This window comes from Aeromicrobium phragmitis, assembly GCF_003674095.1.
In the GTDB taxonomy this organism is placed as follows: Bacteria; Actinomycetota; Actinomycetes; order Propionibacteriales; family Nocardioidaceae; genus Aeromicrobium; species Aeromicrobium phragmitis.
Window position 1 is genome coordinate 263,972 of the sequence record NZ_RDBF01000004.1, and the last position, 24,774, is coordinate 288,745.

The 24,774-nt window shown below is 70.2% G+C and carries 28 protein-coding genes; 17 read left to right on the forward strand and 11 right to left on the reverse strand.

The features are described 5' to 3' along the window. Positions 1-3 precede the first annotated feature (3 nt). Together D9V41_RS07720 and D9V41_RS07725 are read left to right on the forward strand one after the other, a co-directional pair. Positions 4-741: a hypothetical protein gene (locus D9V41_RS07720; protein ID WP_133434137.1), complete on the forward strand. Its 738-nt coding sequence runs from the start codon at positions 4-6 to the stop codon at positions 739-741. Continuing rightward, the gene (locus D9V41_RS07725) at positions 738-1,238 is read left to right on the forward strand and encodes a chloramphenicol phosphotransferase CPT family protein (protein WP_121793965.1); all 501 of its coding nucleotides are present in this window, start codon (positions 738-740) and stop codon (positions 1,236-1,238) included. The genes D9V41_RS07720 and D9V41_RS07725 overlap by 4 nt, the downstream gene beginning before the upstream one ends. Here the strand turns inward: D9V41_RS07725 and disA are convergent. The 5 genes from disA to D9V41_RS07750 all read right to left on the reverse strand — a co-directional run bounded on the left by disA (position 1,229) and on the right by D9V41_RS07750 (position 6,225). Beyond that, the gene (disA, locus tag D9V41_RS07730) at positions 1,229-2,296 is read right to left on the reverse strand and encodes a DNA integrity scanning diadenylate cyclase DisA (RefSeq protein WP_481725498.1); all 1,068 of its coding nucleotides are present in this window, start codon (positions 2,294-2,296) and stop codon (positions 1,229-1,231) included. The genes D9V41_RS07725 and disA overlap by 10 nt on opposite strands. Before the next feature lie 9 nt (positions 2,297-2,305). Further along, positions 2,306-3,667 carry a DNA repair protein RadA gene (radA, locus tag D9V41_RS07735; protein WP_121793967.1) on the reverse strand — a complete coding sequence of 454 codons (1,362 nt, stop codon included), beginning with the start codon at positions 3,665-3,667 and terminating at the stop codon, positions 2,306-2,308. A 54-nt stretch (positions 3,668-3,721) separates the two neighbouring features. Next, the gene (locus D9V41_RS17560) at positions 3,722-4,168 is read right to left on the reverse strand and encodes a hypothetical protein (protein WP_133434138.1); all 447 of its coding nucleotides are present in this window, start codon (positions 4,166-4,168) and stop codon (positions 3,722-3,724) included. A 627-nt stretch (positions 4,169-4,795) separates the two neighbouring features. After that, positions 4,796-5,434, reverse strand: coding sequence for a VOC family protein (locus tag D9V41_RS07745; RefSeq protein WP_121793969.1), 639 nt, complete (start codon positions 5,432-5,434; stop codon positions 4,796-4,798). Between the two features lie 47 nt (positions 5,435-5,481). Further along, complete coding sequence (locus tag D9V41_RS07750; RefSeq protein WP_121793970.1) at positions 5,482-6,225, reverse strand: DUF3109 family protein; 744 nt, start codon at positions 6,223-6,225, stop codon at positions 5,482-5,484. A 41-nt stretch (positions 6,226-6,266) separates the two neighbouring features. On the opposite strand from D9V41_RS07750, the gene D9V41_RS07755 reads away from it, so the two are divergent. Together D9V41_RS07755 and D9V41_RS07760 are read left to right on the forward strand one after the other, a co-directional pair. After that, positions 6,267-7,178: a Ppx/GppA family phosphatase gene (locus tag D9V41_RS07755; RefSeq protein WP_121793971.1), complete on the forward strand. Its 912-nt coding sequence runs from the start codon at positions 6,267-6,269 to the stop codon at positions 7,176-7,178. A 40-nt stretch (positions 7,179-7,218) separates the two neighbouring features. Continuing rightward, the gene (locus D9V41_RS07760) at positions 7,219-8,022 is read left to right on the forward strand and encodes a sugar phosphate isomerase/epimerase family protein (protein ID WP_121793972.1); all 804 of its coding nucleotides are present in this window, start codon (positions 7,219-7,221) and stop codon (positions 8,020-8,022) included. Here D9V41_RS07760 and D9V41_RS07765 read toward each other — a convergent pair. Further along, positions 7,998-8,957: a bile acid:sodium symporter family protein gene (locus tag D9V41_RS07765; RefSeq protein WP_121793973.1), complete on the reverse strand. Its 960-nt coding sequence runs from the start codon at positions 8,955-8,957 to the stop codon at positions 7,998-8,000. The two genes, D9V41_RS07760 and D9V41_RS07765, sit on opposite strands and share 25 nt — an antisense overlap. Positions 8,958-8,979: 22 nt before the next feature. Here D9V41_RS07765 and proC point away from each other — a divergent pair, with 22 nt between their 5' ends. After that, on the forward strand, positions 8,980-9,789 hold the full coding sequence (gene proC / locus D9V41_RS07770) for a pyrroline-5-carboxylate reductase (protein ID WP_121793974.1): 810 nt from the start codon (positions 8,980-8,982) through the stop codon (positions 9,787-9,789). Beyond that, positions 9,786-10,967, forward strand: coding sequence for an acetoin utilization protein AcuC (locus tag D9V41_RS07775; protein WP_121793975.1), 1,182 nt, complete (start codon positions 9,786-9,788; stop codon positions 10,965-10,967). The genes proC and D9V41_RS07775 overlap by 4 nt, the downstream gene beginning before the upstream one ends. A gap of 4 nt (positions 10,968-10,971) precedes the next feature. On the opposite strand, the gene D9V41_RS07780 is transcribed toward D9V41_RS07775, so the two are convergent. Next, positions 10,972-11,313: a DUF3140 domain-containing protein gene (locus D9V41_RS07780; protein ID WP_121793976.1), complete on the reverse strand. Its 342-nt coding sequence runs from the start codon at positions 11,311-11,313 to the stop codon at positions 10,972-10,974. Between the two features lie 20 nt (positions 11,314-11,333). Then, on the reverse strand, positions 11,334-11,753 hold the full coding sequence (locus D9V41_RS07785) for a ChaB family protein (protein WP_121793977.1): 420 nt from the start codon (positions 11,751-11,753) through the stop codon (positions 11,334-11,336). A 192-nt stretch (positions 11,754-11,945) separates the two neighbouring features. On the opposite strand from D9V41_RS07785, the gene D9V41_RS07790 reads away from it, so the two are divergent. From D9V41_RS07790 to D9V41_RS07805, 4 genes are all read left to right on the forward strand, one after another. Beyond that, positions 11,946-12,131, forward strand: coding sequence for a helix-turn-helix domain-containing protein (locus D9V41_RS07790; RefSeq protein ID WP_121793978.1), 186 nt, complete (start codon positions 11,946-11,948; stop codon positions 12,129-12,131). A 68-nt stretch (positions 12,132-12,199) separates the two neighbouring features. Next, positions 12,200-12,301 (forward strand): 30S ribosomal protein bS22, encoded by a 102-nt coding sequence (locus D9V41_RS07795; RefSeq protein WP_019143756.1) that lies wholly within the window; start codon positions 12,200-12,202, stop codon positions 12,299-12,301. 6 nt (positions 12,302-12,307) lie between these two features. Further along, complete coding sequence (locus D9V41_RS07800) at positions 12,308-13,285, forward strand: NAD-dependent epimerase/dehydratase family protein (RefSeq protein ID WP_121793979.1); 978 nt, start codon at positions 12,308-12,310, stop codon at positions 13,283-13,285. Next, a complete protein-coding gene (locus D9V41_RS07805) occupies positions 13,282-14,436 on the forward strand; it encodes a lysophospholipid acyltransferase family protein (RefSeq protein ID WP_121793980.1) in 1,155 nt (384 codons plus the stop codon). Before D9V41_RS07800 ends, D9V41_RS07805 begins: the two co-directional genes overlap by 4 nt. A gap of 4 nt (positions 14,437-14,440) precedes the next feature. Here D9V41_RS07805 and D9V41_RS07810 read toward each other — a convergent pair whose 3' ends face one another. The 3 genes from D9V41_RS07810 to D9V41_RS07820 are packed head-to-tail and all read right to left on the reverse strand — an operon-like array spanning position 14,441 to position 17,229. Further along, the gene (locus tag D9V41_RS07810) at positions 14,441-15,541 is read right to left on the reverse strand and encodes a DUF5667 domain-containing protein (protein ID WP_121793981.1); all 1,101 of its coding nucleotides are present in this window, start codon (positions 15,539-15,541) and stop codon (positions 14,441-14,443) included. Between the two features lie 54 nt (positions 15,542-15,595). Continuing rightward, entirely contained in the window at positions 15,596-16,291 is a 696-nt protein-coding gene (locus D9V41_RS07815) for a sigma-70 family RNA polymerase sigma factor (RefSeq protein WP_166375940.1), read from the reverse strand. Between the two features lie 50 nt (positions 16,292-16,341). Further along, positions 16,342-17,229, reverse strand: coding sequence for an HAD family hydrolase (locus tag D9V41_RS07820; RefSeq protein ID WP_121793983.1), 888 nt, complete (start codon positions 17,227-17,229; stop codon positions 16,342-16,344). Between the two features lie 58 nt (positions 17,230-17,287). Between D9V41_RS07820 and D9V41_RS07825 the strand changes: the two genes are divergently transcribed. The 7 genes from D9V41_RS07825 to hemB all read left to right on the forward strand — a co-directional run bounded on the left by D9V41_RS07825 (position 17,288) and on the right by hemB (position 24,766). Beyond that, positions 17,288-18,856 carry an AMP-binding protein gene (locus D9V41_RS07825; protein WP_243697194.1) on the forward strand — a complete coding sequence of 523 codons (1,569 nt, stop codon included), beginning with the start codon at positions 17,288-17,290 and terminating at the stop codon, positions 18,854-18,856. Beyond that, positions 18,853-19,116 carry a glutaredoxin family protein gene (locus D9V41_RS07830; protein WP_121793985.1) on the forward strand — a complete coding sequence of 88 codons (264 nt, stop codon included), beginning with the start codon at positions 18,853-18,855 and terminating at the stop codon, positions 19,114-19,116. The genes D9V41_RS07825 and D9V41_RS07830 overlap by 4 nt, the downstream gene beginning before the upstream one ends. A gap of 113 nt (positions 19,117-19,229) precedes the next feature. After that, entirely contained in the window at positions 19,230-19,931 is a 702-nt protein-coding gene (locus tag D9V41_RS07835) for a redox-sensing transcriptional repressor Rex (RefSeq protein ID WP_243697195.1), read from the forward strand. Further along, complete coding sequence (locus tag D9V41_RS07840) at positions 19,928-21,226, forward strand: glutamyl-tRNA reductase (protein ID WP_121793986.1); 1,299 nt, start codon at positions 19,928-19,930, stop codon at positions 21,224-21,226. Before D9V41_RS07835 ends, D9V41_RS07840 begins: the two co-directional genes overlap by 4 nt. Beyond that, on the forward strand, positions 21,223-22,149 hold the full coding sequence (gene hemC / locus D9V41_RS07845; RefSeq protein WP_121793987.1) for a hydroxymethylbilane synthase: 927 nt from the start codon (positions 21,223-21,225) through the stop codon (positions 22,147-22,149). Before D9V41_RS07840 ends, hemC begins: the two co-directional genes overlap by 4 nt. Positions 22,150-22,196: 47 nt before the next feature. After that, positions 22,197-23,795, forward strand: coding sequence for a uroporphyrinogen-III C-methyltransferase (gene cobA, locus D9V41_RS07850; protein ID WP_121794031.1), 1,599 nt, complete (start codon positions 22,197-22,199; stop codon positions 23,793-23,795). After that, a complete protein-coding gene (gene hemB / locus D9V41_RS07855) occupies positions 23,795-24,766 on the forward strand; it encodes a porphobilinogen synthase (RefSeq protein ID WP_121793988.1) in 972 nt (323 codons plus the stop codon). The genes cobA and hemB overlap by 1 nt, the downstream gene beginning before the upstream one ends. Positions 24,767-24,774: the final 8 nt, after the last annotated feature.

Below are 24,774 nucleotides of genomic sequence, written 5' to 3' on the forward strand. Positions count from 1 at the left end.
ACCGTGCCCCGAGGACCCTTGCCCGCAGAGATCTACTGGCGGCGCCGTCTGCTCCTCCTGGCGCTGCTGATCGGCCTTGTCTGGCTCGTTCTCCAGATCGTGGGGTGGGTCAACGATCGCGACGAGCCAGCCGGCGCCGCGACGCCGACGTCAGCGGCGACGGCGTCCCCGAGCCCTTCGCCCGAACCGTCACCCGAGCCGACGGATCTCGTGCCGGTGGCGCTCCCGGCCGCCGAGGGCACCTGTGCGCCCGAGAACATCCGGATCATGCCGGCGGTGGCCGACGGCCAGCACTCCGGGGAGGCGGTGACCGTCGAGCTGCTGGTCTCGACCGTCGACGGTTCCGGATGTGTGCTGTCGCCGGAGGACGCTCAACTGCTCGTCGTCATCTCCAGCGGCGGCACTCCCGTCTACGACTCGACGGTATGCCGCCAACCGTTCGTCTCCGAGCCGATCGCCGTTCCCGAGGGATGGGCCACCCAGGCCTCCGTCGAGTGGAGCGGCCGTGGGTCGGGTGCCACCTGCAGCGACGGCGAAGGTTTCGCCAACGCAGGGGAATACACGATTCAGCTCGGGACTCTCGGCGGCGAACCGGGTGAGGCCACCTTCCGCCTCGCCGAACCGCGCCCAGAGCCGGAGCCCGAGGGCGAGGGCGAGCCGCAGCCGGAAGGTGAGCCGCAGCCGGAAGGTGAGCCGCAGCCGGAGGGTGAGCCGCAGCCCGAGCAGCCCCCCGCTCCGTGACCGGCCGGCTGATCCTGGTCCACGGCGCGTCGAGCGCCGGCAAGAGCACCCTGTGCCGCGCGGCGCAGCAGGTCCTTCCGTCGCCCTTCCTGTACCACAGCGCCGATCTGTACTTCCGCGATGCTCTGCCGCCCGGCTGGCACGAGGTGCGTGACGCGTTCTTCGCCGCGTTCCACCGCACCTACCGAGTGTTCAGCGAACAGGGCGTGGACGTCATCTCGGACTACATCGTCGAGACGCCTCAGGGATTCGCCGACCTGACCACGGCACTGCAGGGCATCGACGTGTTCTGGGTCGGCCTGCACGCGCCGCTCGCGGTGCTGGAGCAGCGCGAACGGGCGCGGGGCGATCGGCGCGTGGGGGACGCGCGGCGCGACCTCGAGACGGTCCACGGCTTCCGCGACTATCACCTCGATCTCGACGGCACCCGGCCGCCCGAGGACAACGCGCGTCTCCTCGTCGACGCGTGGCAGCGGCGCGACGGCGCTCAGACGTAACGTTCCAGGATGCTGGACTCCGCGAGGCGGGACAGACCCTCGCGGACGCCGCGAGCGCGCAGGTCGCCCACGCCCTCGACCGCCTGGAGGTCGTCGAGGCTCGCGGCGAGCAGCCGCTGCAGGGAGCCGAAATGCGCGATGAGCCGCTCGACGACGGTATTGGGCAACCGCGGGATGCGGGCGAGCAGGCGGTAGCCACGAGGCGAGAGCGCCGCGTCGAGGCTGTCGGCGTCGCCGATCCGCAGCGCGGTGGCGACCGTACCGAGGTCGACGAGATCGCTCGCCGTGACGGCGGCGAGGTCGGCCAGGACGTCATCGGGAGTGAGCTTGCGCCGGGTCTGCGGCAAGTAGTCGCGGATCACCAGAGCGCGCTCGGCCTCGACGCCGCCGACGAGCTCATCGAGCTGCAGCGCCAGCAGCCGGCCGTCGGTACCGAGTTCCAGCACGAATCCGTCGATCTCGTTGGCGATCCGGGTGACCATCTCCATGCGCTGCGCCACGGCGGCGACGTCGCGCACCGTCACCAGGTCCTCGATCTCGAGCGCGGACAGCGCATCGGACACCTCGTCGAGCCGGGTGCGGTACCGCTCGAGGGTCTGCAGCGCCTGGTTGGCGCGGCTGATGACGGTGGCCGTGCCCTCCAAGACGTAGCGCGTCTCGCCGAGGTACAAGGCGATGATGTGCATCGAGGCCGAGACCGAGATGACCGGGAAGCCGGTCTGCCGGGCGACGCGGTCGGCCGTGCGGTGCCGGGTGCCGGTCTCCTCGGTCGCGATCGTGGCATCAGGCATCAGGTGCACGCCGGCGCGGAGGATGCGCGAGGCGGTGGCGTCGACGATGATCGCACCGTCCATCTTGGCCAGTTCGCGCAGCCCGGTCGCGGTGAACGGCACATCGAGCACGAAGCCGCCGGTGGAGATGGCTTCGACCTCGCGGTCCATGCCCACGACGACGAGCGCGCCGGTGCGGCCGCGGAGGATGCGCTCGAGACCCTCGCGCAGTGCCGTGCCCGGGGCGACGGAGGCGAGGGCGCTGCGCAGGTCGCTGGACAGAGCCACGGGCACAGCCTACCGGCGGGTCGCGGCGATAGCGGCAGAGATATGCGGAACGTCGACGATCGTCAGCTGACCGCGGACGGCATCGAGTCCCTCGGTGCCCGCGGGCACGATGGCGTGGGTGAAACCGATCCGGGCCGCCTCACGCAGCCGGGCGGCGGCGTTGCTGACCGGACGCACCTCGCCGGCCAGGCCGACCTCGCCGACGGCGACGAGTTGAGCCGGGAGCGGGGCGTCGGAGATCGCGGAGTACATCGCGAGCGCGGCCGCGAGATCGACGGCCGGTTCGTGCAGCCGGGCTCCGCCCACCGAGGCGGTGTAGACGTCGAACTTGCCGAGCGGCAGGCGTGCGTGTTTGGTCAGCACGGCGAGCACCATCGCGATGCGCGAGGAATCCAGCCCGCTGGAGGTGCGCCGGGGCGACGGTGTCGTGGCATCGACCGTGAGCGCCTGGACCTCGGCGAGCAGGGGGCGCCGGCCCTCCATCGTCACGGTGATGCAGGTGCCGGACACCGGCCGCTCGTGGCGGGTGACGAACAGGCCCGTGGGGTCGGGCACCTCGACGATGCCGTGATCGACCAGATCGAAGCAGCCGATCTCGTCGACCGGCCCGAAGCGGTTCTTGACCGCGCGCAGCAGCCGGAGCCGCGAAGTGCGGTCACCCTCGAACTGCAGGACCACGTCGACGAGGTGCTCGAGCACACGGGGACCGGCGACCGAGCCGTCCTTGGTGACGTGGCCGACGAGGAGCGTCGCGATGCTCTCAGCCTTGGCCCGGCCGATGACGGTCGTGGCGACCTCGCGCACCTGCGTGACCCCGCCGGGCACGCCCTCGATATCGGCCGAGCCGATGGTCTGCACCGAATCGACGATCAGCAGACTGGGCTTGACCTCGTCGATGTGAGTGAGCAGGGCGCCGAGGTCGGTCTCGGCGGCGAGGAAGAGCTCGTCGTGCAGCGCGCCGGTGCGCTCGGCGCGCAGGCGCACCTGGGCGGCCGATTCCTCGCCGGACACGTACAGGGTGCGACGTCCGGCGCGGGCCCAGCGCGCGGCGACCTCCAGGAGCAGGGTCGACTTGCCGACACCCGGCTCGCCGGCCATCAGCATCACCGCGCCGGGGACGACGCCGCCGCCGAGGACGCGGTCGAGTTCGGCGATACCCGAGCCGGTGGCCGACGCCGATTCGACACCGATCTCGGTGATCGGCACGGCGGGGGCCGCGACGGGCGCAGCGCTGGTGCGGGCCGTGCGGGAGCTGCCTCCGGCGACGTCGACCGTGCCCCACGCCTGGCACTCGCCGCAGCGGCCGACCCACTTGCTCGTGGTCCAGCCGCACTCGGCGCAGGCGTACGCGGGCTTGGTCAGTTTGGCCATGGCGTCAGCCTAGGCGCCTGGACCGACACAGCTCAGAGGCGCACGAGGTCGACGTCAACGTTCGGTGACCACCGGGTTCATGTCGATCGCGAACTCGCCGACCACCGTGACTCCGTCGCGAGCTAGGAGGGGGACGGTGACCTCGTTCGTCGTAGCACGCCGTTGGGCTTCCTGATATTCGATCGCTTCCTGCGGATTGGCGACGTCAGCCCCGGTCACTTCGTCGAGGAGTTCTCGCGAGACGTATCCCTCGGTCCCGTCGGTCCCCTCGGCTTGAATGAGATCTGGTCGGTCCTCGAAGGGCACGCCGAACTCCGAACCGTATGTCTGTCCTCGATCGTTGACGGCGAATGTGGGTACCGAGCTGCTGGACTCCGGCCCGGCTTCGCCCGCAGATCCCGCGCCGGCGACACTCGAGCCGGCGAAGAACCCTCCTAGGGCAAGTCCGGCTGCAAGGAGCAGAGCGGTGCTGGTCCGCGATGGATTCGTGAGTGTCCTCATGGACCGCTCCTTTCACGAGTTCTGGTTGGGAGACCGAGGAGGTGTGTAGGTTGCATAGGAGGAGCCATTAAATCCTCGTACCTGACCGTAGGTGTACCAAGAGCCGCTCCCACTCCTATTACATCCACGTACGTCCATAATTGACGTGGCCGAGGCGTTGTATCGCCAGCCCGCGGTGCAAACGAGTGACCCTGACGATCGGTACATCCGGGGGCTGCCGCCCATGTAACCAGCGGCGGCAGTTCCGGAGGCTCGTGCTGTGAATGTCTGCGAAGATGCCGTGCCGGGGTTCGTGATGATGGTGGAACGACCCTGATAAGCGTATCCGTGACTAAAATTACCCCAGGAACCGTTGGCAACTCCCGCGTGAGCAATTCCGGAGCTGACGCCGAGCGCAAACGCTGATAAAGCGATCACTGTCAATTGACGCTGCATCGTGACCTCCAAATGACGTGAAATGAGCATGAACTTTCCACTTCTTGGTTGTCAAGCGCAATGCGGAAATCAGGCTTCGGGGATCTTGTGTCCGCCTTCTCAGGCTTTTGGGTCGTCAAGGCTGGTGCACGAGACCGGCGCTCTAGCAGATCCTCCGACGAGTCATCCGAGCGGCCAAGCTCGGTCGCTCGCTCAGAGGCGGACGAGACCCTGCGGTGTGGAGAACTCCGCCACGGTGATGCCGGGGAGTGCGTTCGGGGCGACCCACCGGACCTCGATCTGCTCGAGAGTCTTGATCGCGCCCTCCCCGAGCCAGTCGGACACTCGCTCGGGGCTGCCGGCGATCTCCAGCGCCACCAGCGCGATGTCGGTCGGGGCCATCTGCGAGGGGTGCTCGTCGGAGTCGATCAGCCACTGCAGGACCTGAGGCAGCTGCGGGTCGGCCTTCATCGAGCTGGTGCCGATCTGCACCCACTCAAGATTGAACCCGTCGGGACGATGGCGGTTGCCCGGCACGGCGTGACGGCCGATCCGGCGCTCGACGGGGGTGATGTCGTCGACGGCGATGCACCAGCCGAGCCAGCCGCCGCCCATCTCCGAGCGCGCGCGAACCGCCTGGCCGAACGCGGCCTTCTCGGCGGCGGGGTGTTCGAGCACCTCGACGACCTCGAGGTACTGACGGTTGGCGAGCGGCAAGATCATGTTGCGCGTCCCGAACCTCGGGTGCACGCCGCCGTCGAGGAACGGGGCGCCGAGGCGCTCGCTCAGCTCGGCGGTCGTCTGGGCGAGGCCGCTCGGGCCGACCGCGAAGATCACGTGGTCCAGATGCATACGGCATTGTTACTGGCGCGCGACCAGCGCCGGAGACCCGGGTGGCTTCAGCCGATGGGGTCGGCGAGGTGAGGCTGCGGGCGACCGGCCGCCTCGAACCGCTCGCAGTGCCCGCGCAGAGCGTCGTACCCCGCCTCGCCCATGAGCGCGACGAGTTCTGCCCGGTAGGACACGTACACCGGATCGCGGCCGACGTGGGCCTCGGTGTTCGACGAGCAGTACCAGTCCAGGTGCGCACCGCCCGGGCCCCATCCCGCCCGGGTGTACTCGGCGATCGTGACCTCGGTGTAGACCTCGCCGTCGCCCGCATCGACCTCGCGGAACTGGCGGCGCAACGGCAGCTGCCAGCACACGTCGGGTTTGGTCTCGAGCGGTTCGAGGCCGGTCGCGAGGGCATGGGCGTGCAGGGCGCACCCGTACCCGCCACGAAAGCCGGCCGAGTTGTGGAAGATGCAGGCGCCGTCGACGACCCTCGTCTTCACCTCGCCCTCGTCGTCGGTCTCGGTCCAGCCCCGGGCGTGTCCTTCGTCGTGCAGTTCCCACTCGGTCGGGTCGAGGCGCTCGACGAAGGCCGCGACACGGGCGACGTCCTCGTCGTCGCTGAAGTGCGCACCGAGCGCACAGCAGCCCGCGTCGGGCGAGGCCGAATCGATGCCGGGACAGCCCTGACCGAAGATGCACGTCCATCGCGACGTGAGCCAGGTCAGGTCGCAGCGGAACCGCTCCGACGGGTCGTCGGGATTGGCGAACTCGACGAACGAGCGGGGAAAGCCCAAGTCGATCTCCGGCATCGCTCCACTGTAGGTGCGCGAAGGGTGCGAGACTACGGGGTATGCGCATGGGTGTCCTCGACATCGGCTCCAACACGGGGCATCTGCTCATCGTCGACGCCTTCCGGGGCGGCCCGCCGGTGCCTGCTCACTCGTTCAAGGAGCCCCTGCGGCTCGCCGAGCACCTCGATACCGAGCAGCGGGTGAGCGACGAAGGCATCGCCCGGCTCGTCAAGTACGCGGTCTCGGCCACCGACGAGGCCGCGGAGAAGGGGTGCGACACGGTGCTCGCCTTCGCCACCTCCGCCGTCCGCGACGCGGTGAACGCCGACGCGGTCATCGCCGCGGTCAACGAGGCGACCCACCTGGACCTCCAGGTGCTGCCCGGCGAGGACGAGGCGCGCTTGACCTTCCTCGCGGTACGTCGGTGGTTCGGGTGGTCGTCGGGGCGGCTGGGCGTCTTCGACATCGGCGGCGGATCGCTCGAACTCGCAGCCGGCACCGACGAACAGCCCGAGGTCGTCTCGTCGCTGCCGCTGGGAGCCGGGCGGCTCACCCGCGAACGGCTCGACCAGGGCGTCTCCGTCCCCGATCTCCGCCTCGCCGTGCGCCGCGAGATCGGTCAGGCCGCGGGCCCTCTGCTGCGGGGCGGGGCGTTCGACCGAGCCGTCGCCACGAGCAAGACGTTCCGTTCCCTCGCCCGCATGTGCGGAGCGGCCCCGTCGACGGAAGGACCGTACGTCCGCCGCACGCTGGAACGCCGTCAACTCACCCGGCTCGTCGATGACCTGGCGACCTGCTCGACCGAGGAGATCGCGGCGATGCCGGGGGTGTCCACCGACCGCGCCCATCAGATGCGGGCCGGCGCGGTGGTCGCGGAGGCCACGATGGACCTGTTCGGCGTCGAGGAGCTGGAGATCTGTCCCTGGGCGCTGCGCGAGGGCGTGCTCATCGAGTATCTGGACCACTTGTGACCGGCCGACGGCTCACCGGCTTCGGACTAATCTGGGTGAAGTGAAGGACACCCCGCCGATCACGGTGTCGCTCTCGACATCGTCGGTCTACCCCGACTCCACCGCCGCCGGCTTCGACGCCGCGGCGCGTCTGGGATATGACGCGGTGGAGGTCATGGTGGGCATCGACGAGATCAGCACCGACATCAACGCGGTGCGAGTGCTCTCGGAGACCCACGGCATCCGGGTCGGGTCCGTTCACGCGCCCTGTCTCCTGCTCACGCAACGCATCTGGGGCCTCGAGCCGTGGGGCAAGCTGCACCGCAGCGCGGAGATGGCCCTCGAGTTGGGCGCCGAGGTGGTCGTCGTCCATCCGCCGTTCCGATGGCAACGCGACTACGCCCGCGGCTTCGTGGAGGGGATCGCCGCGCTGGAGGAGCAGTACGAGGGCCTCGACTTCGCCGTCGAGAACATGTACCCGTGGCGCAGCGGCAAGCGAGAGTTCCAGGCGTACGCCCCCGACTGGGACCCGACCCCGTACGACTACGCGCACGTCACCCTCGATCTCTCCCACACCGCGACCGCGCACGCCGACCCCGTCGCCATGGCGCGCGACCTCGGACCGCGGCTGCGCCACATCCACCTCGCCGACGGCACCGGGTCGGGCAAGGACGAACATCTCGTGCCCGGGCGCGGGACCCAGCCGTGCGCCGAGTTCCTCGAGGAGCTCGCGGAAGCCGGCTTCGACGGTCAGGTGGTGGTCGAGATCAGCACGCGGAAGGCCGCCGACGGCGATGCCCGGGAGAACGACCTGCTGGAGGCGCTCGCGTACGCCCGGCTTCACGCCGTGGCGTTGCCGTCCTGACGGGCGATCCGGTTCGCCAGCAGCGTGCAGGTGATGAGCTGCAACTGGTGGTAGGCCATGAGCGGCAGGATCAGCAGGGCCACCTGATCCGGTGGCAGGAGCACGGTCGCCATCGGAAGGCCGGACGCGAGGGACTTGTTGGAACCGCAGAAGAGGATGGCGATCCGTTGCGGCCGTTCGTACGGCCGGGCCAGCAGTGCCGCGACTCCCAGGCCGAGGATCAGCAGCGCCGCGACGATCGCCAGCAGGACCGCGCCGTCCACCCAGCTCACGGCCGACCACACGCCGGCGTTGGTTCCGCTGGAGAACGCCACGTAGACGACGAAGAGGATGCTCCCGCGGTCGTAGCCCTTCAGGAGGGTGTGGTGCCGGGCGACGAAACCGCCGACCCACCAGCGCCGCAGGATCTGGGCGAGCAGGAACGGGACCAGTAGCAGCCCGACGATGCGGGCGACCGAGCCGAACGTCACGTGAGAGTCGCCGCCCATCAGCACCGCCACCAGCAGCGGCGTGATGACGACGCCGAGCAGGTTCGACAACGATGCCGCGACCACGGCCACCGCGCGGTCCCCACCGGCGATGCCGGTGAACGCCACCGATCCCTGCACCGTCGAGGGCACGAGGCACAACAGCAGCAGCCCCGAGGCGAGCGGAGCGGACCACCAGGCGGCGGCAACCCACTCGACCGCGAGTCCGAGCGCGGGGAACAGGACGAACGTGATCGTCACGATGACGATGTGGACGCGCCATCGGGCGGCGCCTGCTAGCGCCTCCGTGGTCGAGAGTCGAGCCCCGTAGAGGAAGAAGAGCCCGGCGATGACCGCCAACGACACGGTCTGGACGGCGTCGAGGGCGCGACCCTGGGCCGGGAACAGTACGCCGGTGAGGGCGACCGTGAGCAGGGCGACGATGAAGGGGTCGAGCCGAAGGCGCACGGGGTGAGACTAGTCTCAGGGCATGAGCACTCTCACCTCCGGATTGCAGGTCGCGGTGATCGGCGGTGGCGTGATGGGCGAAACGCTCATCGCCGCGCTGCGGTCGGCGGGAGTCGAGCAGCTGACGGTGAGCGAGCCGCAAGCCGAGCGCGCCGCCGAGCTCACCGAGCGGTACGGCATCGAGAGCGCGGACTCGGCACGGGCGGTGGCCGGCGCCACCGTGGTCATCCTCGCCGTCAAACCGCACCACGTCGCCGACGCGGTCCAGCAGATCGCCGATGCCGTGCGCTCGGACGCTGTGGTCGTCTCCGTCGCCGCCGGGATCACGACCGGGTCGATCGAGACCGCTTTGCATGACGGCGTGGCCGTGGTGCGGGCGATGCCCAACACGCCGGCGGTGATCGGCCAGGGGATGTTCGGCGTCTCGGCCGGGAGCAGCGTCAGCGCCGAGCAGCTCGATCTCGTCGTCGAGCTGCTGAGCACCGCAGGCCGGGTCGCGGTCGTCGACGAATCACAGCAGGACGCGGTCACCGCGGTCTCGGGCTCCGGCCCCGCGTACCTCTTCTACCTGGCCGAAGCGATGATCGACGGTGGCGTCGCCGCGGGCCTCGACCCTCAGACGGCTCGCGAGCTCACCGAACAGACCCTCGTCGGGGCGGCGGCGCTGCTGGCCGGGTCCCAGGAATCTCCCGAGGAACTGCGCCGACGCGTCACCTCACCCAACGGCACGACACACGCCGCCACGACGACGTTCGACGAGCAGGGCGCTGCTGCCGCGCTGAGGGCGGGTGTCGCCGCGGCCGCCGCCCGAGCCCGGGAGCTGGCCGGATGAGCGACCAGGGCCGGGCCTGCGTCGTCTTCGACGAGCACCTGACCGATTACGACTTCGGGCCGTCGCACCCCATGGCACCGGTCCGCGTGAAGCTGACCATGCAACTCGCGCGGGAACTGGGCGTGCTGGACCAGCTCGACATCGTCGGTGCCCGACCCTGCACGGAGGACGACCTCGCGCTCGTGCACACGCCTCAGTACATCGAGCGGGTCCTCAACCTCAGTAAGCATCCGACCCACGCCGATCTCTCGATCGGGCTCGGCGGCGACGACAACCCGGTGTTCGGCGGCATGCACGAGGCGAGTTCGCTGATCGCCGGCGCGAGTGTCGAAGCGGCACGGCTCGTCTGGACGGGGGAGCGGTCCCGCGCCATCAACGTCAGCGGCGGGCTGCATCACGCCATGCCCGGCCGGGCGAGCGGCTTCTGCATCTACAACGATCTTGCGATGGCGATCCGCTGGCTCCTCGACAACGGCGCCCAGAAGATCGCCTACATCGACGTCGACGCCCACCACGGCGACGGCGTGCAGGCGATGTTCTACCACGATCCCCGCGTCCTCACGGTCTCGCTGCACGAGTCGCCCCAGACGCTGTTCCCGGGCACGGGCTACTCCACGGAGGTCGGTGCCAAGGGCGCCGAAGGATCGGCGGTCAACGTCCCGCTCCCGCCGGGCACGTCGGACGCGGGGTGGCTGCGGGCCTTCCACGCGGTGGTGCCGCCGCTGATCCGCGAGTTCGAGCCCGACATCATCGTCAGCCAGCACGGCTGCGACTCGCACATGGACGACCCGCTCACCAACCTCATGCTGAGCGTGGACGGACAGCGCGCGTCCTACCTCGCGGTCCGCGACCTCGCCGAGGAGCTGACCGGCGGCAAGTGGATCGCGACCGGCGGTGGCGGTTACGCCGTGGTCGACGTCGTTCCGCGCGCCTGGGCGCACCTGCTCTCGATCGTCGCGGGCCGTCCGCTCGACCCCGAGACGCCCACTCCCGACCGGTGGCGTGCCGACGTCGAACGTCTGCGCGGTCAACCGGCGCCGCGGCGCATGACCGACGGCCGGCGTGCTCGGTTCCGGCCGTGGGAGGAAGGCTACGACCCGGCGAGCTGGCTGGACCGGTCGATCCACGCCACGCGGACCGAGGCCTTCCCCCTCAACGGTCTCGACCCGACCCTCTGACCGCTCAGGCCGTCGCGTCCTTGAGGGGGTCGTGGCCGAGCGACATCAGCCGGTGGCGCCAGGCCGCATCGCCCGCGGTCGGTTCGGGCTCGGCGCCGCGTTCGGCGGTCACCTCGTCGACGACGCGCTGCATGACGTCGGCATCGTGCGTCGTGAGGTCGGTGCGCCGTTTGCCCAGGATCTCCAGGACGGTCCGCGACACATCATCGCCCGCCTGATCGGGAAGCGTCTCGGTGTCCGTCCCGGCGGCGTCGGTCGCCAACCAGTCGCGCAGCTCGCGCGAGGTCATGTTCACCACGTCGTGGAACTGCTGCCAGAGTTCGTCGCTCACGTCGGTCTCTGCCATCGGTGATCTCCTTCCTCTCGTCACTCCCGCGCGCGGCGGGTTTCTCGGGCGTTGGCCTTGCGGACGGCTTCGACGAGCTCGTCCTTGGTCATCCGGGACCGTCCCGGCACGTCCAACTGCCGGGCGAGCTCGTAGAGGTGCTGTTTCGAGGCGTTCGCGTTCACGCCGTCCGCGGTCTCCCGGTCGGTGTCGTAGCCGCCCTCGGCCTGCCGGTCCGACGGCCCGCTCTCCTCCTTGGGCTGCCAGCGGTCGCCGACCTTCTCATGCGTGTGCTTCAGAGCGGCATACGCAACGCGGTACGCACGTTCCTCGTCGCCGTACTCCTGCATCGCCGAGTCGTGTGCCGCAGCGAAGGTCCGCTGGGCCTTGGCATCGGAACGCTGCAGGGTCGAGGGGAGTTCGTCGCGGCGGGCCTTGCCCGCGCGTGTCGTCTTCGGCATATCGACCTCCTGTCCCCATCATCGCCGCGCCGCCCCGACGACGCCTCTCGAGCCGCTCGCTGGGTGGACGAGTTCGGCTCACACCTTTCACTCAGGCATCAGCACCCACTAGGCTCAAGGGCAAGCACGCGCGGACTCTCCGGTGGGGAAGCCGGAGAGCGCGCGTGTCCCCCCGAAGGTTGGTGACCACCGATGGCGAAAGAACCCGACTTCCTCACCGTGGCTGAGGTCGCCGAGCGGATGCGCGTGTCCAAGATGACCGTGTACCGGCTCGTGCACTCCGGTGAGCTGGAGGCCGTCCGGGTCGGACGGTCGTTCCGGGTGAGCGAGCAGGCGCTGAGCGACTATCTGGAGAAGTCCTTCTATCAGGCCGGATGAGCCAGGCATCGCCTTGCGTCGTATCCTGGAGCGATCGTCCTGTCTCCGTCGTGACCGAAGGTGAATCCGTGGGTTCTGTCATCAAGAAGCGCCGCAAGCGCATGTCGAAGAAGAAGCACCGCAAGATGCTCAAGCGCACGCGAGTGCAGCGCCGCCGCCTGGGTAAGTAAGTCGCGATGAGCAGGGTCGTCCTCGTCACGGGTGTCGCCGATGGTGCGGTGGCTCGGACGGCCCGGCTGATCGCCGACCGCGGCGTCGAGGTCGGCATCGAGAAGGTCGTCGGTGTCGACACCACGTTGCCCACGCACGAGCTCGGCAAGGTCAAGTTCATCCGGGCGGACATCCGTACCCCGGTCATCGGCAAGGTCCTCGCCGTCGAGGACGTCGACACCGTGGTCCATCTGGGCGTCGCGCCCGCCTCGAGTCGATTCAAATCGACCAAAGAGCTCAACGTCATCGGCACGATGCAGGTGCTGGCGGCCTGCCAGCGCAGTGAGACGCTCCGCAAGCTGGTCGTGGGTTCGTCCACCGCCGTCTACGGCACCTCCCCGCGCGACCCGGCCGTCTGGACCGAGTCCGGCACCGCCCGCGGCGGCACGCGGGGCGGCTATCCCAAGGACGTCGTCGAGGTCGAGGGGTACGTCCGCGGCTTCGCCCGCCGCCGGCCCGACGTCCTCGTCACGACGCTGCGGATGGCCCAGATCCTGTCGCCGCGTTCGACAGCCCCGCTGGCGGCGTACTTCCGCGGCCCGGTTCTCCCGAGCGTGCTGGGCTACGACCCGCGCCTGCAGTTCCTGCACCTGGCCGATGCGATGGAGGTCGTTCGGCTCGCCGCCGCTCATGACCGTCCCGGCACGTTCAACGTGGCCGGCGACGGCGTCATGCTCCTCTCGCAGTGCGCGCGGCTCCTCGGACGTCCCGTCGCGCCGCTGCCGCCGGTCGCGCTGGGCGCGGCGTTCGCCCGGTTCGCCCGGATCATGGGCACCGAGATCAGCCCGGATCTGCATCGCCTGCTGACCTACGGCCGTGTCGTCGACACCTCGGCGCTGCGGCACATCTTCGGTTACGAGCCGCGGCACAGCACGCGTGAGACCTTCGAGTCCTTCGCGGCGGCACTGCGGCCCGGTCTACTGCATCTGGGGGTGCCGCGGTGAACGACGACCTACGCACGATCGGCTCGGCGGGCAAGCCCGGCCGCGGCAACCGCTCCACGTCGCCGTCGGCCGCTGCTCGCTCTCTCGCGGGCTCGGGTACGTCTCGCCGGTCGACCCGCCGCAAGGCGGCCACCGCTCCCGATTCGCCCCGACTGCGCGCCGTCACCGAGGACGACGCCACCGCCGCTGCTGCTGCCGCTGAAGAGGCCGCCCGGGCGTCGCGCGCCCGACGCGCCGCCACCGGAGCCGACGATCAGGAGGAACCGGGCCTCGACGATCTGCTCGAGGGTCTGCTGGGCGGAGCACGGCGCCTGCTCGGTGACGACTGGGAGGACCGGCTGGCGCGCATCGCCGCCGGCCTGCGGCACCGGATGTCCGGCGACTACGCCGTCGACGACTTCGGGTACGACCCCGAGGTCGTCGCCCTTCTCGAGCACGTCATCGAACCGCTCGCCGAGACGTGGTTCAGGCTTCAGGTCCGGGGCGTCGAGAACATCCCCGTCGAGGGCGGAGCCCTGCTCGTCGGTAACCACTCGGGCACGATCCCGCTCGACGGTCTCATCACCGGGTACGCGGTGCGTCGGCACGCCCACCGCGCGCTGCGTCCGCTGGCCGCCGACCTGGTGTTCGCGCTGCCCTTCGTGAGCCAGATGGCCCGCAAGCTCGGAGCGACCCTCGCGTGCGCCGAGGACGCCGAGCGTCTGCTCCAGCGCGGCGAACTCGCCGGAGTATGGCCGGAGGGCTTCAAGGGAGTCGGCAAGCCGTACAGCGAGCGCTACAAGCTCCAGCGGTTCGGGCGGGGCGGCTTCGTCTCCGCCGCCATGCGCGCGCAAGTGCCCATCATCCCGGTCTCGCTCGTGGGTGCCGAGGAGAGTTATCCGCTGATCGGCAACGTTCCCTCGCTGGCCCGGCTCCTCGGGCTGCCGTACCTGCCGATCACGCCGTTCTTCCCGTGGCTGGGCCCGCTCGGCATGGTGCCCCTGCCGAGCAAGTGGATCATCGAGTTCGGCGAACCGATCCGCACGGACGCGTACCCGGCCGAAGCGGCGGACGACCCGATGCTGCTGTTCAACGTCACCGACCAGGTGCGCGAGACCATCCAGCAGACGCTGTACTCGCTCCTCGTCGAGCGCGGCAACCCGTTCGTGTGAGCGGTCAGCGCAGCCCGAGGACGCCGAGCAGGCTCGGCACCAGACCGACCTGACGGTCGTCGCCGAGCACGATGCCGACGACCGGGGAGACGACATCGCCGAGCGACGTCGGCATCGACGGCTCGGGCAGGGCAATGACCGGCTTGCCCTTGTCGGGCTCGGCCGGTGCGGGAAGAGCGGGGGCCGATGGCGCCTCGGTGTCGAGCTGGCCCTCGGGCGGCTGGTCACCGGGGGTGGGGACCGGGGCGTTCGGAGTGGGCGGGGCCGAAGGATCGGGGATCGGGGCAGCGGGCTCCTCGACGAGCGTGCGCTGCACGTCGGTGAGCAGCTGATCGACCGTCTGTGCCACGCGTTGCGAATCGCGGGCGCACTGCGGGCACGCCGTCTGAAGATCGACGCCGAGGCTCGCCAGCGCCTGTACGGCGCGCTCGGCGCTCACCCGGTCGGCGGGCGCCAGGCGTTCGAGGAGAGCCGAGAGCCGGGCGGCGGAGTCGTCGGCGAAGTCGGCGACCTCCTGGGCGTGCTGTTCGTCGACGGGCCCGTTCGGGTTGCCGAGCAGCAGGGCGGAGCCTTCGAGGGCGTCCTCGGAGAAGGAGTCGAGCGCCGAGCTGATGCGGGTGCGGGCATTGCTCGCGTCCTGACTGCTCAGGACTTCAGCCTCGGCGAGGCGGGTCGTGGCCTGCTCGAGCACGACGCGGCCGCGCGCGTCGTCGCTGCGGGCGAGGGTGCGCTCGACGTTCTCGGTGCCGAGCTTGACCGGGTAGAGGATGTCGCCGGGCACGGCGTTGGCGCTCGCGCCCACCGAGCCGACGATCGCGAGGGCTGCGGCGGCGAGCACGGCGGCGACCCGACCGCGACGTCGAGGCGGTGTCGCCGGGAGCAGCGCCGTGCGATCCGGCGCTCCCGCGACCATCGTGCTCGGCGCTGCGGTGAGCAGCCGGGTGCGCAGTTCCTGTTGGAACGCCGGATCGGGTTCGGCGGTTGCGGAGCGGGTCAGCAGCTCGGCGGTCGCCACCAGCTCGCGCACGCGCGCGTCGTCGGTACGACGACGAGACGTCCAGGCGTTTTCGAAGGCCTGGGCGACGCGGTGGCGGCGGGCGAACACGGTGGGAGTCCCTTTCGACGGTCTGCACTGAACAACGATGACGGGCGGGGCAGGTTACGGTCCGGGGCGCATCTCCTCGGGCAGATGAGCGGCGAGGTTGCGCAGCGCGCGGAGCTGAAGTTGCTTGACCGCCCCTTCGCTGCGGCCGAGCGCCGCGGCGGTCTGCGCGACGGACATGCCCGACATGAACCGCATGACGACGCAGTCGCGCTGCTCGGGAGCGAGTGCCTGGATCGCTTCGTACAGCACACGGTCGTCCAGGCCCGACAACGCCTCGGACTCCGAGCTGGCCGTGGTCAGGCCGCGGTCGGGAATGGTGTCCGAGGTGACCTCCAGACGCGACCGGGCGGACTTGTGGTGGTCGGTGATGAGGTTGCGGGCGATGGTGGTCAGCCACGCGCCGAAGTCCTTGCCCTGCCAGGTGAATCGCCCCACCGCGCCCAGGGCGCGGATGAACGTGTCGCTCGTGAGGTCCTCGGCCAGCTGGCGCGACCCCACCCGGTAGTAGATGAAGCGGTAGACGCCGCCGACGTAGATGTCGTACAGCTGACCGAAGGCCTCGGCGTCGCCGGTGCGAGCGAGCTCGACGAGGGCCCGCACCCGATCGCTCTCCTCGGGATCGGGGTCTGCGGTAGCGCGGCGGCCGCCACCGGCCGGGGTGCTGATCTCGGAGAGGGCGATCCACAGTGCGCGCACGTCGAAGGGCGCCGCGTTCGATGCGGCGAACCCTGAAAGATGCGCGACCGTCACGTTTTCCCTCCCGCAACTGCCCCTGACTGTACTTCGTGACGTGCCCGATGTCACAAACAGCGGTCGCGCAGGATCTTCCGGGCGAAAGCCGCGGCACCCCAGGCCGCGAGTCCGGCGAGCGCCAACCGCGAGGCGGCGATGGTGAGCCGACGTCCCGTCCGATAGTCGCGGATCAGCCATCCTTCGGCTTTCGCGTGAGCGCGCAACCGGGCGTCGGGGTTGATCGCGCACGGATGACCGACGAGCGAGAGCATCGGCAGGTCGTTGCCGGAGTCGGAGTACGCGTAGCAGCGCGTCAGGTCGAGACCTTCGCGTTCGGCGAGCTCACGCACCGCGATCGCCTTGCCCTCGCCGTGGAGGAGCTCGCCGACGAGTCGGCCGGTGTAGACGCCGTCGACCGACTCGGCCACGGTGCCGAGCGCGCCGGTGAGCCCGAGCCGGCGGGCGATGACCTCGGCGATCTCGATCGGCGCGGCGGTGATGAGCCACACCCGCTGGCCGCGGTCGAGGTGCCACTGCGTGAGCGCGCGCGTGCCGGGCCAGATCCGGTGCGCCATGTACTCGTCGAAGACCTCCTCACCGATGGCTCGCAACTCCTCGACACGGTGACCGCGGACGAACGCCAACGCGGAGCTTCGGGCGTCGGCGATGTGATCGGGACGTTCCCCGCCGAGGTACTGGAAGTAGAGCTGCTTCCAGAGCAGTCCCCACAGATCACCGCCGCTGAAGAACTCGCGCCGATGCAGACCACGGGCGAGATGGAAGATCGACGCGCCCTGCATGACCGTGTTGTCGACGTCGAAGAACGCGGCCGTTCCTCGGTCGGCCGCGGGCTGGAGGGCCAGCTCGACCTCGGCGGAGGCAGCCGCCGCCTGTCCGGCCAGGAAGGACCGCGATTGCAGGTTGCGCGGCGGGCGACGTGGTCCTCCCGGTGACATGCAGCACAGCGTATCGGTCCGGTCGAGACCCTCCGTGTGGTTGACTCGAGGTGTGCCCGTGAACCTGAGCGATTACCTCCGGGATGCCGCCCGCGACGAGCCCGATGGCGTCGCGCTGATCGAGCCGCGCACGGACCGCGAACTCACCTGGGCGGAGCTCGACCACTGGGTCGATCGCGTGGCGCAGACGTTGCTGGGGCACGGCCTCGTCGCCGGCCACCGCGTGGCGCTCGTGATGACCAACGGCATCGACGTGGCCGTCGCGTACTTGGCCGTCCTGCGCGGCGGTATGGTCGCCGTCCCGCTCAATCCCCGCGCGACCTCCCGTGAGCTGAGCCGCGTGGTCGCGGACTGTCAGCCCAAGCTGATCGTCGCCGACGCCGACTCGATCGCGCAGGTGCGCGCCAGCGACACCAGGGGAGCGCTCGTCGTGGTGCACCGGGCGGCGCCCGACGACGGCGAGCTGCGGTTCGCCGACCTTCTGCAGCGTGCCTCCTCGCAGACCCCCGTGGCGCCCGCCGACCCCGAATCGCTCGCGGTCGTGCTCTACACCTCGGGAGCCACCGGCCTGCCGCGTGGCGCGCAGCTGACCCACCGCGCCCTCGTGGCCAATATCGAGCAGGTGGCCCGGGTCGAACCCGCGGTCATCGGCTCCGGCGACCTGGTGCTCGGGCTCCTGCCGCTGTTCCACGTGTACGGGCTCAACGCGGTCCTCGGACAGGCATTGCGGATGAGAGCGACGGTGGTGCTCATCGAGGGCTTCGACCCCGATGCCGTCCTGACCCTCATCGAAGCCCGCGGCATCACCGTGGTGCCGATCGCCCCTCCCGTCATCGCCGCGTGGGCCGGCCGCGACGGTGCCCGCGAGGCACTCGCCGGCGTCCGACTCGTGCTGTCCGGGGCCTCCCCGCTGGATCCCGACCTCGCCGAGGACTTCGCGCGTGCCACCGGCCACCGTGTGCAGCAGGGATACGGCCTCACCGAGGCGAGTCCGGTCGTCACCGCCACCCTCGTGCGCCCCGACGTCCCCCGCCACCCGTACAGCGTCGGCTGGCCGGTTCCGGGAGTCGAACTCGAACTGCGCGACGCGCTGGGCAAGCCGGCAGCCCCCGGTGACCCGGCGCAGATCTGGATCCGCGGTGACAACCTCTTCTCGGGATACTGGCCTGACGGCGACGAGGGCCCGGACGCGGACGGCTGGTTCGGCACCGGCGACCTCGGCATCCTCGACGAGCACGGGGCGCTCGCGCTCGTCGACCGGCTGCGCGAGCTGGTCCTGGTGTCCGGATTCAACGTCTACCCCTCCGAGGTCGAGGAGGTGGTGGCTCACGTGCCCGGCGTGGAGCAGGTCGCCGTGGTCGGCATGCCCGACGAACGCACCGGCGAGGCGGTCGTCGCGTTCGTCGTCGCCACCGACGATGCTCCCGACGAGGACGAGCTCATCGAGCGGATCGACGCCGCCTGCCGGGAGAACCTCGCGCGCTTCAAGGTGCCGTCGCGGATCGTCGTGGTGGCGGGCTTGCCGCACTCGCCCACGGGCAAGGTGGCGAAGGGACGGCTCCGCGCCCTCGTTCGTGGCGAGGAGTTGGGGCTCAGCCCCGAGGACACCGCAAGGAGTGGCTCGTGACCGTTCCCGCTCATGCCGATGATGCCCGCGTCGTCCTCTACACGCGTGAGGGCTGCCACCTGTGCGAGGCGGCCGAACACATCGTCGCCGAGGTCGTCGCGGCCACCGGTGACGACTGGGTCCGGGTCGACATCGACACCGACCCGCAGCTGCGTGAACGCTTCTCCGAGCAGGTCCCGGTCACCTTCGTCGACGGCCGTCAGCACGATTTCTGGCGGGTCGATCCGGCCCGGCTCCGTGCGGCGCTGGAACGTGGCTGACGGTGCGGACGCCGTTCTCGATTTTGTGAACGCCTTCACCAGCTCGTAGACTGTTCTAGCGCCTTCTGACAGTCCTGACAGGGCAAATCCCGGTCGTTCGGCGCAGGAGAACTGTGACATTACTTCCGCGTAGTACCCGGCTGACGGGTGCCTCGACGACCGACCGTGGCCTCCCCAACGCCACCGTCGCTCGTCTCCCGCTCTATCTGCGGGCACTCACGCAGCTGCGGGCGACCGGATCGGCGACCTGTTCGTCCGATCAGCTCGCCGAAGCCACCGGAGTCTCCTCAGCCAACGTGCGCAAGGACTTGTCGCATCTGGGATCCCACGGCACCCGCGGCGTCGGATACGACGTTGCCCACCTGCAGGCGGAGATCGCTCAGGCCATCGGGCAGACGCAGGAGTGGAACGTGGTGCTGATCGGTGCCGGCCACCTCGGGAAGGCCCTCGCCGCGTATCCGGGCTTCGCGTCGCGCGGCAGCCGCATCGTCGCGGTGGTCGATGCCGATCCAGAGCGGGTGGGGGAGCGGGTCGTCGACGGCCTCGCGATCGAATCGGCCGACGAGCTCGACGCGATCATTCGCGACCGCGCGGTGTCCATCGCGATCCTGGCCACGCCCACCCACGCGGCTCAGGAGGTCGCCGATCGGCTCGTCGCCGCCGGAGTCACGAGCATCCTGAATTTCGCACCCGTCGCGTTGCGGGTGCCTGACGGTGTCGACGTCCGCCAGGTCGACGTCGCCGCCGAACTGCAGATCCTGGCGTATCACGAGCAGCGCAAGAGCTCGCCACGAGAGGAGGCGGTGTCCGGATGAGCGTCCTCGTCGTCGGGATGTCGCACAAGTCCGCCCCGGTCGACCTGCTGGAGCGGGTCTCGCTCGATACCGATGCCGGTGTCAAGCTGTCGCATCGGGTGCTGGAGAACGACTACGTCAGTGAGTCGGTGGTGATCTCCACGTGCAACCGCGTCGAGATCTATGTCGAGGCCGAGCGTTTCCACGGCGCCGTCGACGAGGTCTCGCGCCTGCTCGCCGAGCACGCCGGTCTCGGTCGCGACGAACTCGTGCGCAACGTCTACGTCCACTACGACGAGGCGGCCGTCGCCCACCTGTTCGGCGTCGCCTCCGGGATGGACTCGATGATCCTCGGCGAAAGCCAGATCCTCGGCCAGGTGCGTGATGCGCTCCAGCAGGCGCAGGCCGAGTCGACCGTGGGATCGGCCCTCAACGCCCTGTTCCAGCAGGCGCTGCGCATCGGCAAGCGGGGCCACGCGGAGACCGGCATCGACCGGCTCGCGCCGTCGATCGTCACCGCGGGCTTCGAAGCAGCCGGCGACATCGTGGCCGACGCCGAGACCCGTTTCCTGGTCGCCGGCGCCGGCACCATGTCGAGCCTCGCCGTCCGCACGCTCATCGAGCGGGGCGTGGATCCGCAGCGGATCTGGGTCGCCAACCGCACGTTCCAGCGCGCCTTCGAGCTGGTGGCCGCGTTCGGCGTCAGTGCCGTGCGCTGGGAGTCCCTCGACGTCGAACTCGCCGGCGCCGACGTCCTCATCACCTGCACGGGTGCCACCGGCGTCGTGTTCGATACCGAGCGGGTCGAGCGTGCCACGCAGGGCCGCTCGCTGACCGTCATCGACCTCGCCCTCCCGCGTGACGTCGCCCCGCAGGTGCGTGACCTGCCCGGCGTCACGGTCGTCGACCTCGACGTCCTCAAGCGCCAGGCCGCCAACGCCGAGCTCGCCGACGACGTCCGTCAGGTGCAGGACATCGTCGAGGACGAGGTCCGCAGCTTCCTGGCCGCCAAGACGGCGTCCAAGGTCACGCCCACCGTGGTCGCGCTGCGCAGCATGGCCACCGACGTGGTGAGCGCGGAGGCCGAGCGGCTCGAGGCCCGCCTCGGCGCGGCGGTCGACGACGCCGCTCGCAAGGAGATCCGGCAGGCGCTGCGGCGCGTCGCCGAGAAGCTCATCCACGCCCCGACCGTGCGGGTCAAGCAGCTCGTCGACGGGCCCGAGGGGCTCACCTACGCCGATGCGCTGGCCGACCTCTTCGCCCTGGATCCCGGCGCGGTCTCGGCCGTGACGACGGTCGGAGGTGAGACCACATGACGACGCTGCGGCTGGGGACTCGTGGCAGCGAACTCGCCGTCACCCAGTCCTCGCACATCGCCGATCGGCTGCGCGCCGAGACCGGTGTCGAGGTCGAACTGGTCACCATCAGCACGCTCGGCGACCGTTCGTCGGCACCGCTGACCACGTTCGGCGGTCAGGGTGTGTTCGTCGCCGCCGTGCGTGAGGCCCTCGCGGCCGGTGAGGTCGATCTCGCGGTGCACTCGCTCAAGGACCTCCCGACCGCGCCGGATCCCCGCCTCGCGCTCGCCGCGATCCCCGTGCGCGAGGACCCGCGCGACGCCCTCGTCGCCCGTGACGGTCTCACCCTCGGGGAACTGCCGTCCGGTGCTCGCATCGGCACCGGCTCGCCGCGCCGGGTGAGCCAACTCAACGCCCTCGGACTCGGCGTCGAGACGGTCCCGCTGCGGGGCAATGTCGATACCCGGCTCGGCAAGGTCACGTCCGGCGAGCTGGACGCGGTCGTGCTCGCCCGGGCCGGACTGTCCCGACTCGGCCGGGTCGACGTCGTCACCGAGGCGATCGACCCGATCCAGATGCTTCCAGCGCCGGGGCAGGGGGCCCTGGCTTGTGAGTGCCGCGTCGACGACGACGCGACCATTCGCCTGCTCGCCGTGCTCGACGATCCCGCCACCCGGGCCGCCGTGACCGCCGAGCGCAGCCTCCTCGCGACCCTCGAGGCCGGCTGCAGTGCTCCTGTGGGAGCGCTCGCGGAGATCGTCAACGACGGCGAGGAGCTGTGGCTCCGGGCCGTCGTCGGGGAGATCTCCGGAGCACCGTCCATCCGCTTGTCCGCCAGCGGCTCGCCCGACGAGGCCATGGCGATCGGGGAGCGTCTCGCTGCCGAGATGCTCGCCGAAGGGGCCGACGAGCTGGTGCACGCCAGTACGACCGCCCGATGAAGACCAGGCAGAACGAGAAAAGGAACACCGTGACCACCACCACCGCCATGGATGCGCCCGTGACGCCCGCGACGACTCCGACGCCGGCCCTCGGCCAGGTGAGCTTCGTCGGCGCCGGCCCGGGCGACGCCAGTCTGCTGACGGTGCGGGCCACCGAGCTGCTCGCAACGGCCGACGTCGTCATCGTCGAGACCCCCGAACAAGCTCAGCTCGTCACCACCGACGCCGAGATCGTCGACGCCGGCCGCGCCGAGGACGGCACCGAGCTCTCCCACGCCGCTCGGTCCAAGCTCGTCGTCAAGCACGCCAAGAACGGCAAGCACGTGGTCCGGCTCATGGTCGGCGATCCGTTCACCTACTCCACCGGCCCCGAGGAGGCGCTCGCGTGCAGCAAGGCGGGTATCCGCTTCGAGATCATCCCGGGCGTCTCGTCGGTCTCCGCCGTGCCCGCGTACGCCGGTGTCCCGCTGACCAACCGCCAGCACCGTGAGTTCACCGTGGTGAGCGTCGGCGACGGCGTCATCGACTGGAACGACCACGCCGGCGACGACACGCTCGTGCTGCTCTCCGCGGTCGGCCGCATCGGCGAGGTCGCGAAGGGCCTCGTCGCCGCCGGCCGCTCCGAGGACACCCAGGTCGCGATGACCCGGGTCGGCACCACCACGGAGCAGACGACGGTCGTCTCGACCCTCAAGGACATCGCTGCCGACGCGAAGGCGGCCAAGATGACGTCCCCGGCGATCACCGTCGTCGGCGAAGTGGTCGCCATGCGCGAGGCGCTCTCGTGGTTCGAGACCAAGCCGCTGTACGGCTGGCGCATCCTGGTTCCGCGCACCAAGGAGCAGTCCGCCGGACTCGCCCAGCGGCTGCGCGGTTACGGCGCCGTGTCCGAGGAAGTCCCGACGATCTCGGTCGAGCCGCCGCGCAACCCGCAGCAGATGGACAAGGCCGTTCGCGGTCTCGTCGAGGGTCGCTACGAGTGGATCGCGTTCACGAGCGTCAACGCGGTCAAGGCCGTGCGGGAGAAGTTCGAGGAGTACGGCCTCGACGCTCGCGCCTTCTCCGGCCTGAAGATCGCCGCGGTCGGCGAGAAGACCGCCGAGGCCATCTCGCAGTGGGGCATCCGCGCCGACCTCGTGCCGAGCGGTGAGCAGTCGGCTCGCGGTCTGCTCGAGGACTGGCCGCCCTACGACGAGCTCCTGGACCCGATCAACCGCGTGTTCCTGCCGCGGGCGGACATCGCGACGGAGACCCTCGTGGCCGGGCTCGTCGAGCTCGGTTGGGAGGTCGACGACGTGACGGCCTACCGCACCGTCCGGGCCGCGCCGCCGCCGGCACCCACCCGCGAGGCGATCAAGACGGGCAAGTTCGACGCCGTCATGTTCACGTCGAGCTCGACCGTCCGCAACCTCGTGGGCATCGCCGGCAAGCCGCACCAGTCGACGATCATCGCCTGCATCGGCCCGGCGACGGCCAAGACCGCCGAGGAGCACGGCCTGCGGGTCGACGTTCTCGCGGACAAGCCGTCGGTCGAGGTGCTCGCCGACGCGCTCGCCGAGTTCGGTGCGCGCCGCCGCGATGCACTCATCGAGGCCGGTGAGCCGGTGACCAAGCCCTCGCAGCGCACCAAGCGCCGCAAGAGCTGATGTTCCCGGTCGACCGTCCACGGCGGTTGCGGGCCACCCCCGCGATGCGTTCGCTGGTTCGCGAGACGCGGCTCGATCCATCGCAGCTCGTGCTGCCGATGTTCGTCGCCGAGGGTCTCGCGGAACCGCGACCCATCGCCAGCATGCCCGGGGTCGTGCAGCACACGCGCGACTCCGCCCGCCGGGCCTACGCCGAGGCGGCCGAGCTGGGGCTCGGTGGCGTCATGCTGTTCGGGGTGCCCGAGCACAAGGACGCCGTCGGTTCCGGTGCCGTCGACCCGAACGGCATCCTCAACCTCGCGATCGCCGACGCGCGATCCGAGGTCGGGGACGCCACCGTGGTGATGGCCGACCTGTGTCTCGATGAGTTCACCGATCACGGCCATTGCGGTGTGCTCGACGGCCAGGGTCGCGTGGACAACGACGCGACGCTCGACATCTACGCGCAGATGGGCGTCGTCCAGGCGGAAGCCGGTGCGCACGTGGTGGGCCCGAGCGGGATGATGGACGGCCAGGTCGGGCGCATCCGCGCCGAGCTGGACGCCGCCGGCCACACGGACACGGTGATCCTGGCGTACGCCGCCAAGTACGCCTCGGCCTTCTACGGTCCGTTTCGGGAGGCGGTGGACTCGTCCCTGCAGGGTGATCGCCGTACGTACCAGCAGGACCCGGCGAACGCGCGGGAGGCCGTTCGCGAGGTGCTGCTCGATCTCGCCGAGGGTGCCGACATCGTCATGGTCAAGCCGGCGTTGTCCTATCTCGATCTCATCGCCGAGGTGCGCCGCGAGGCCGACGTGCCCGTCGCGGCGTACAACGTCTCCGGCGAGTACTCGATGGTCGAGGCCGCCGCGGCGCAAGGCTGGATCGACCGCGAACGGGCGATCGACGAGTCGGTGCTCTCGATCCGCCGTGCGGGCGCGGACATCGTGCTGACCTACTGGGCAGCGGAGATCGCGAAGCGTCTGCACTGAGCCCGTCC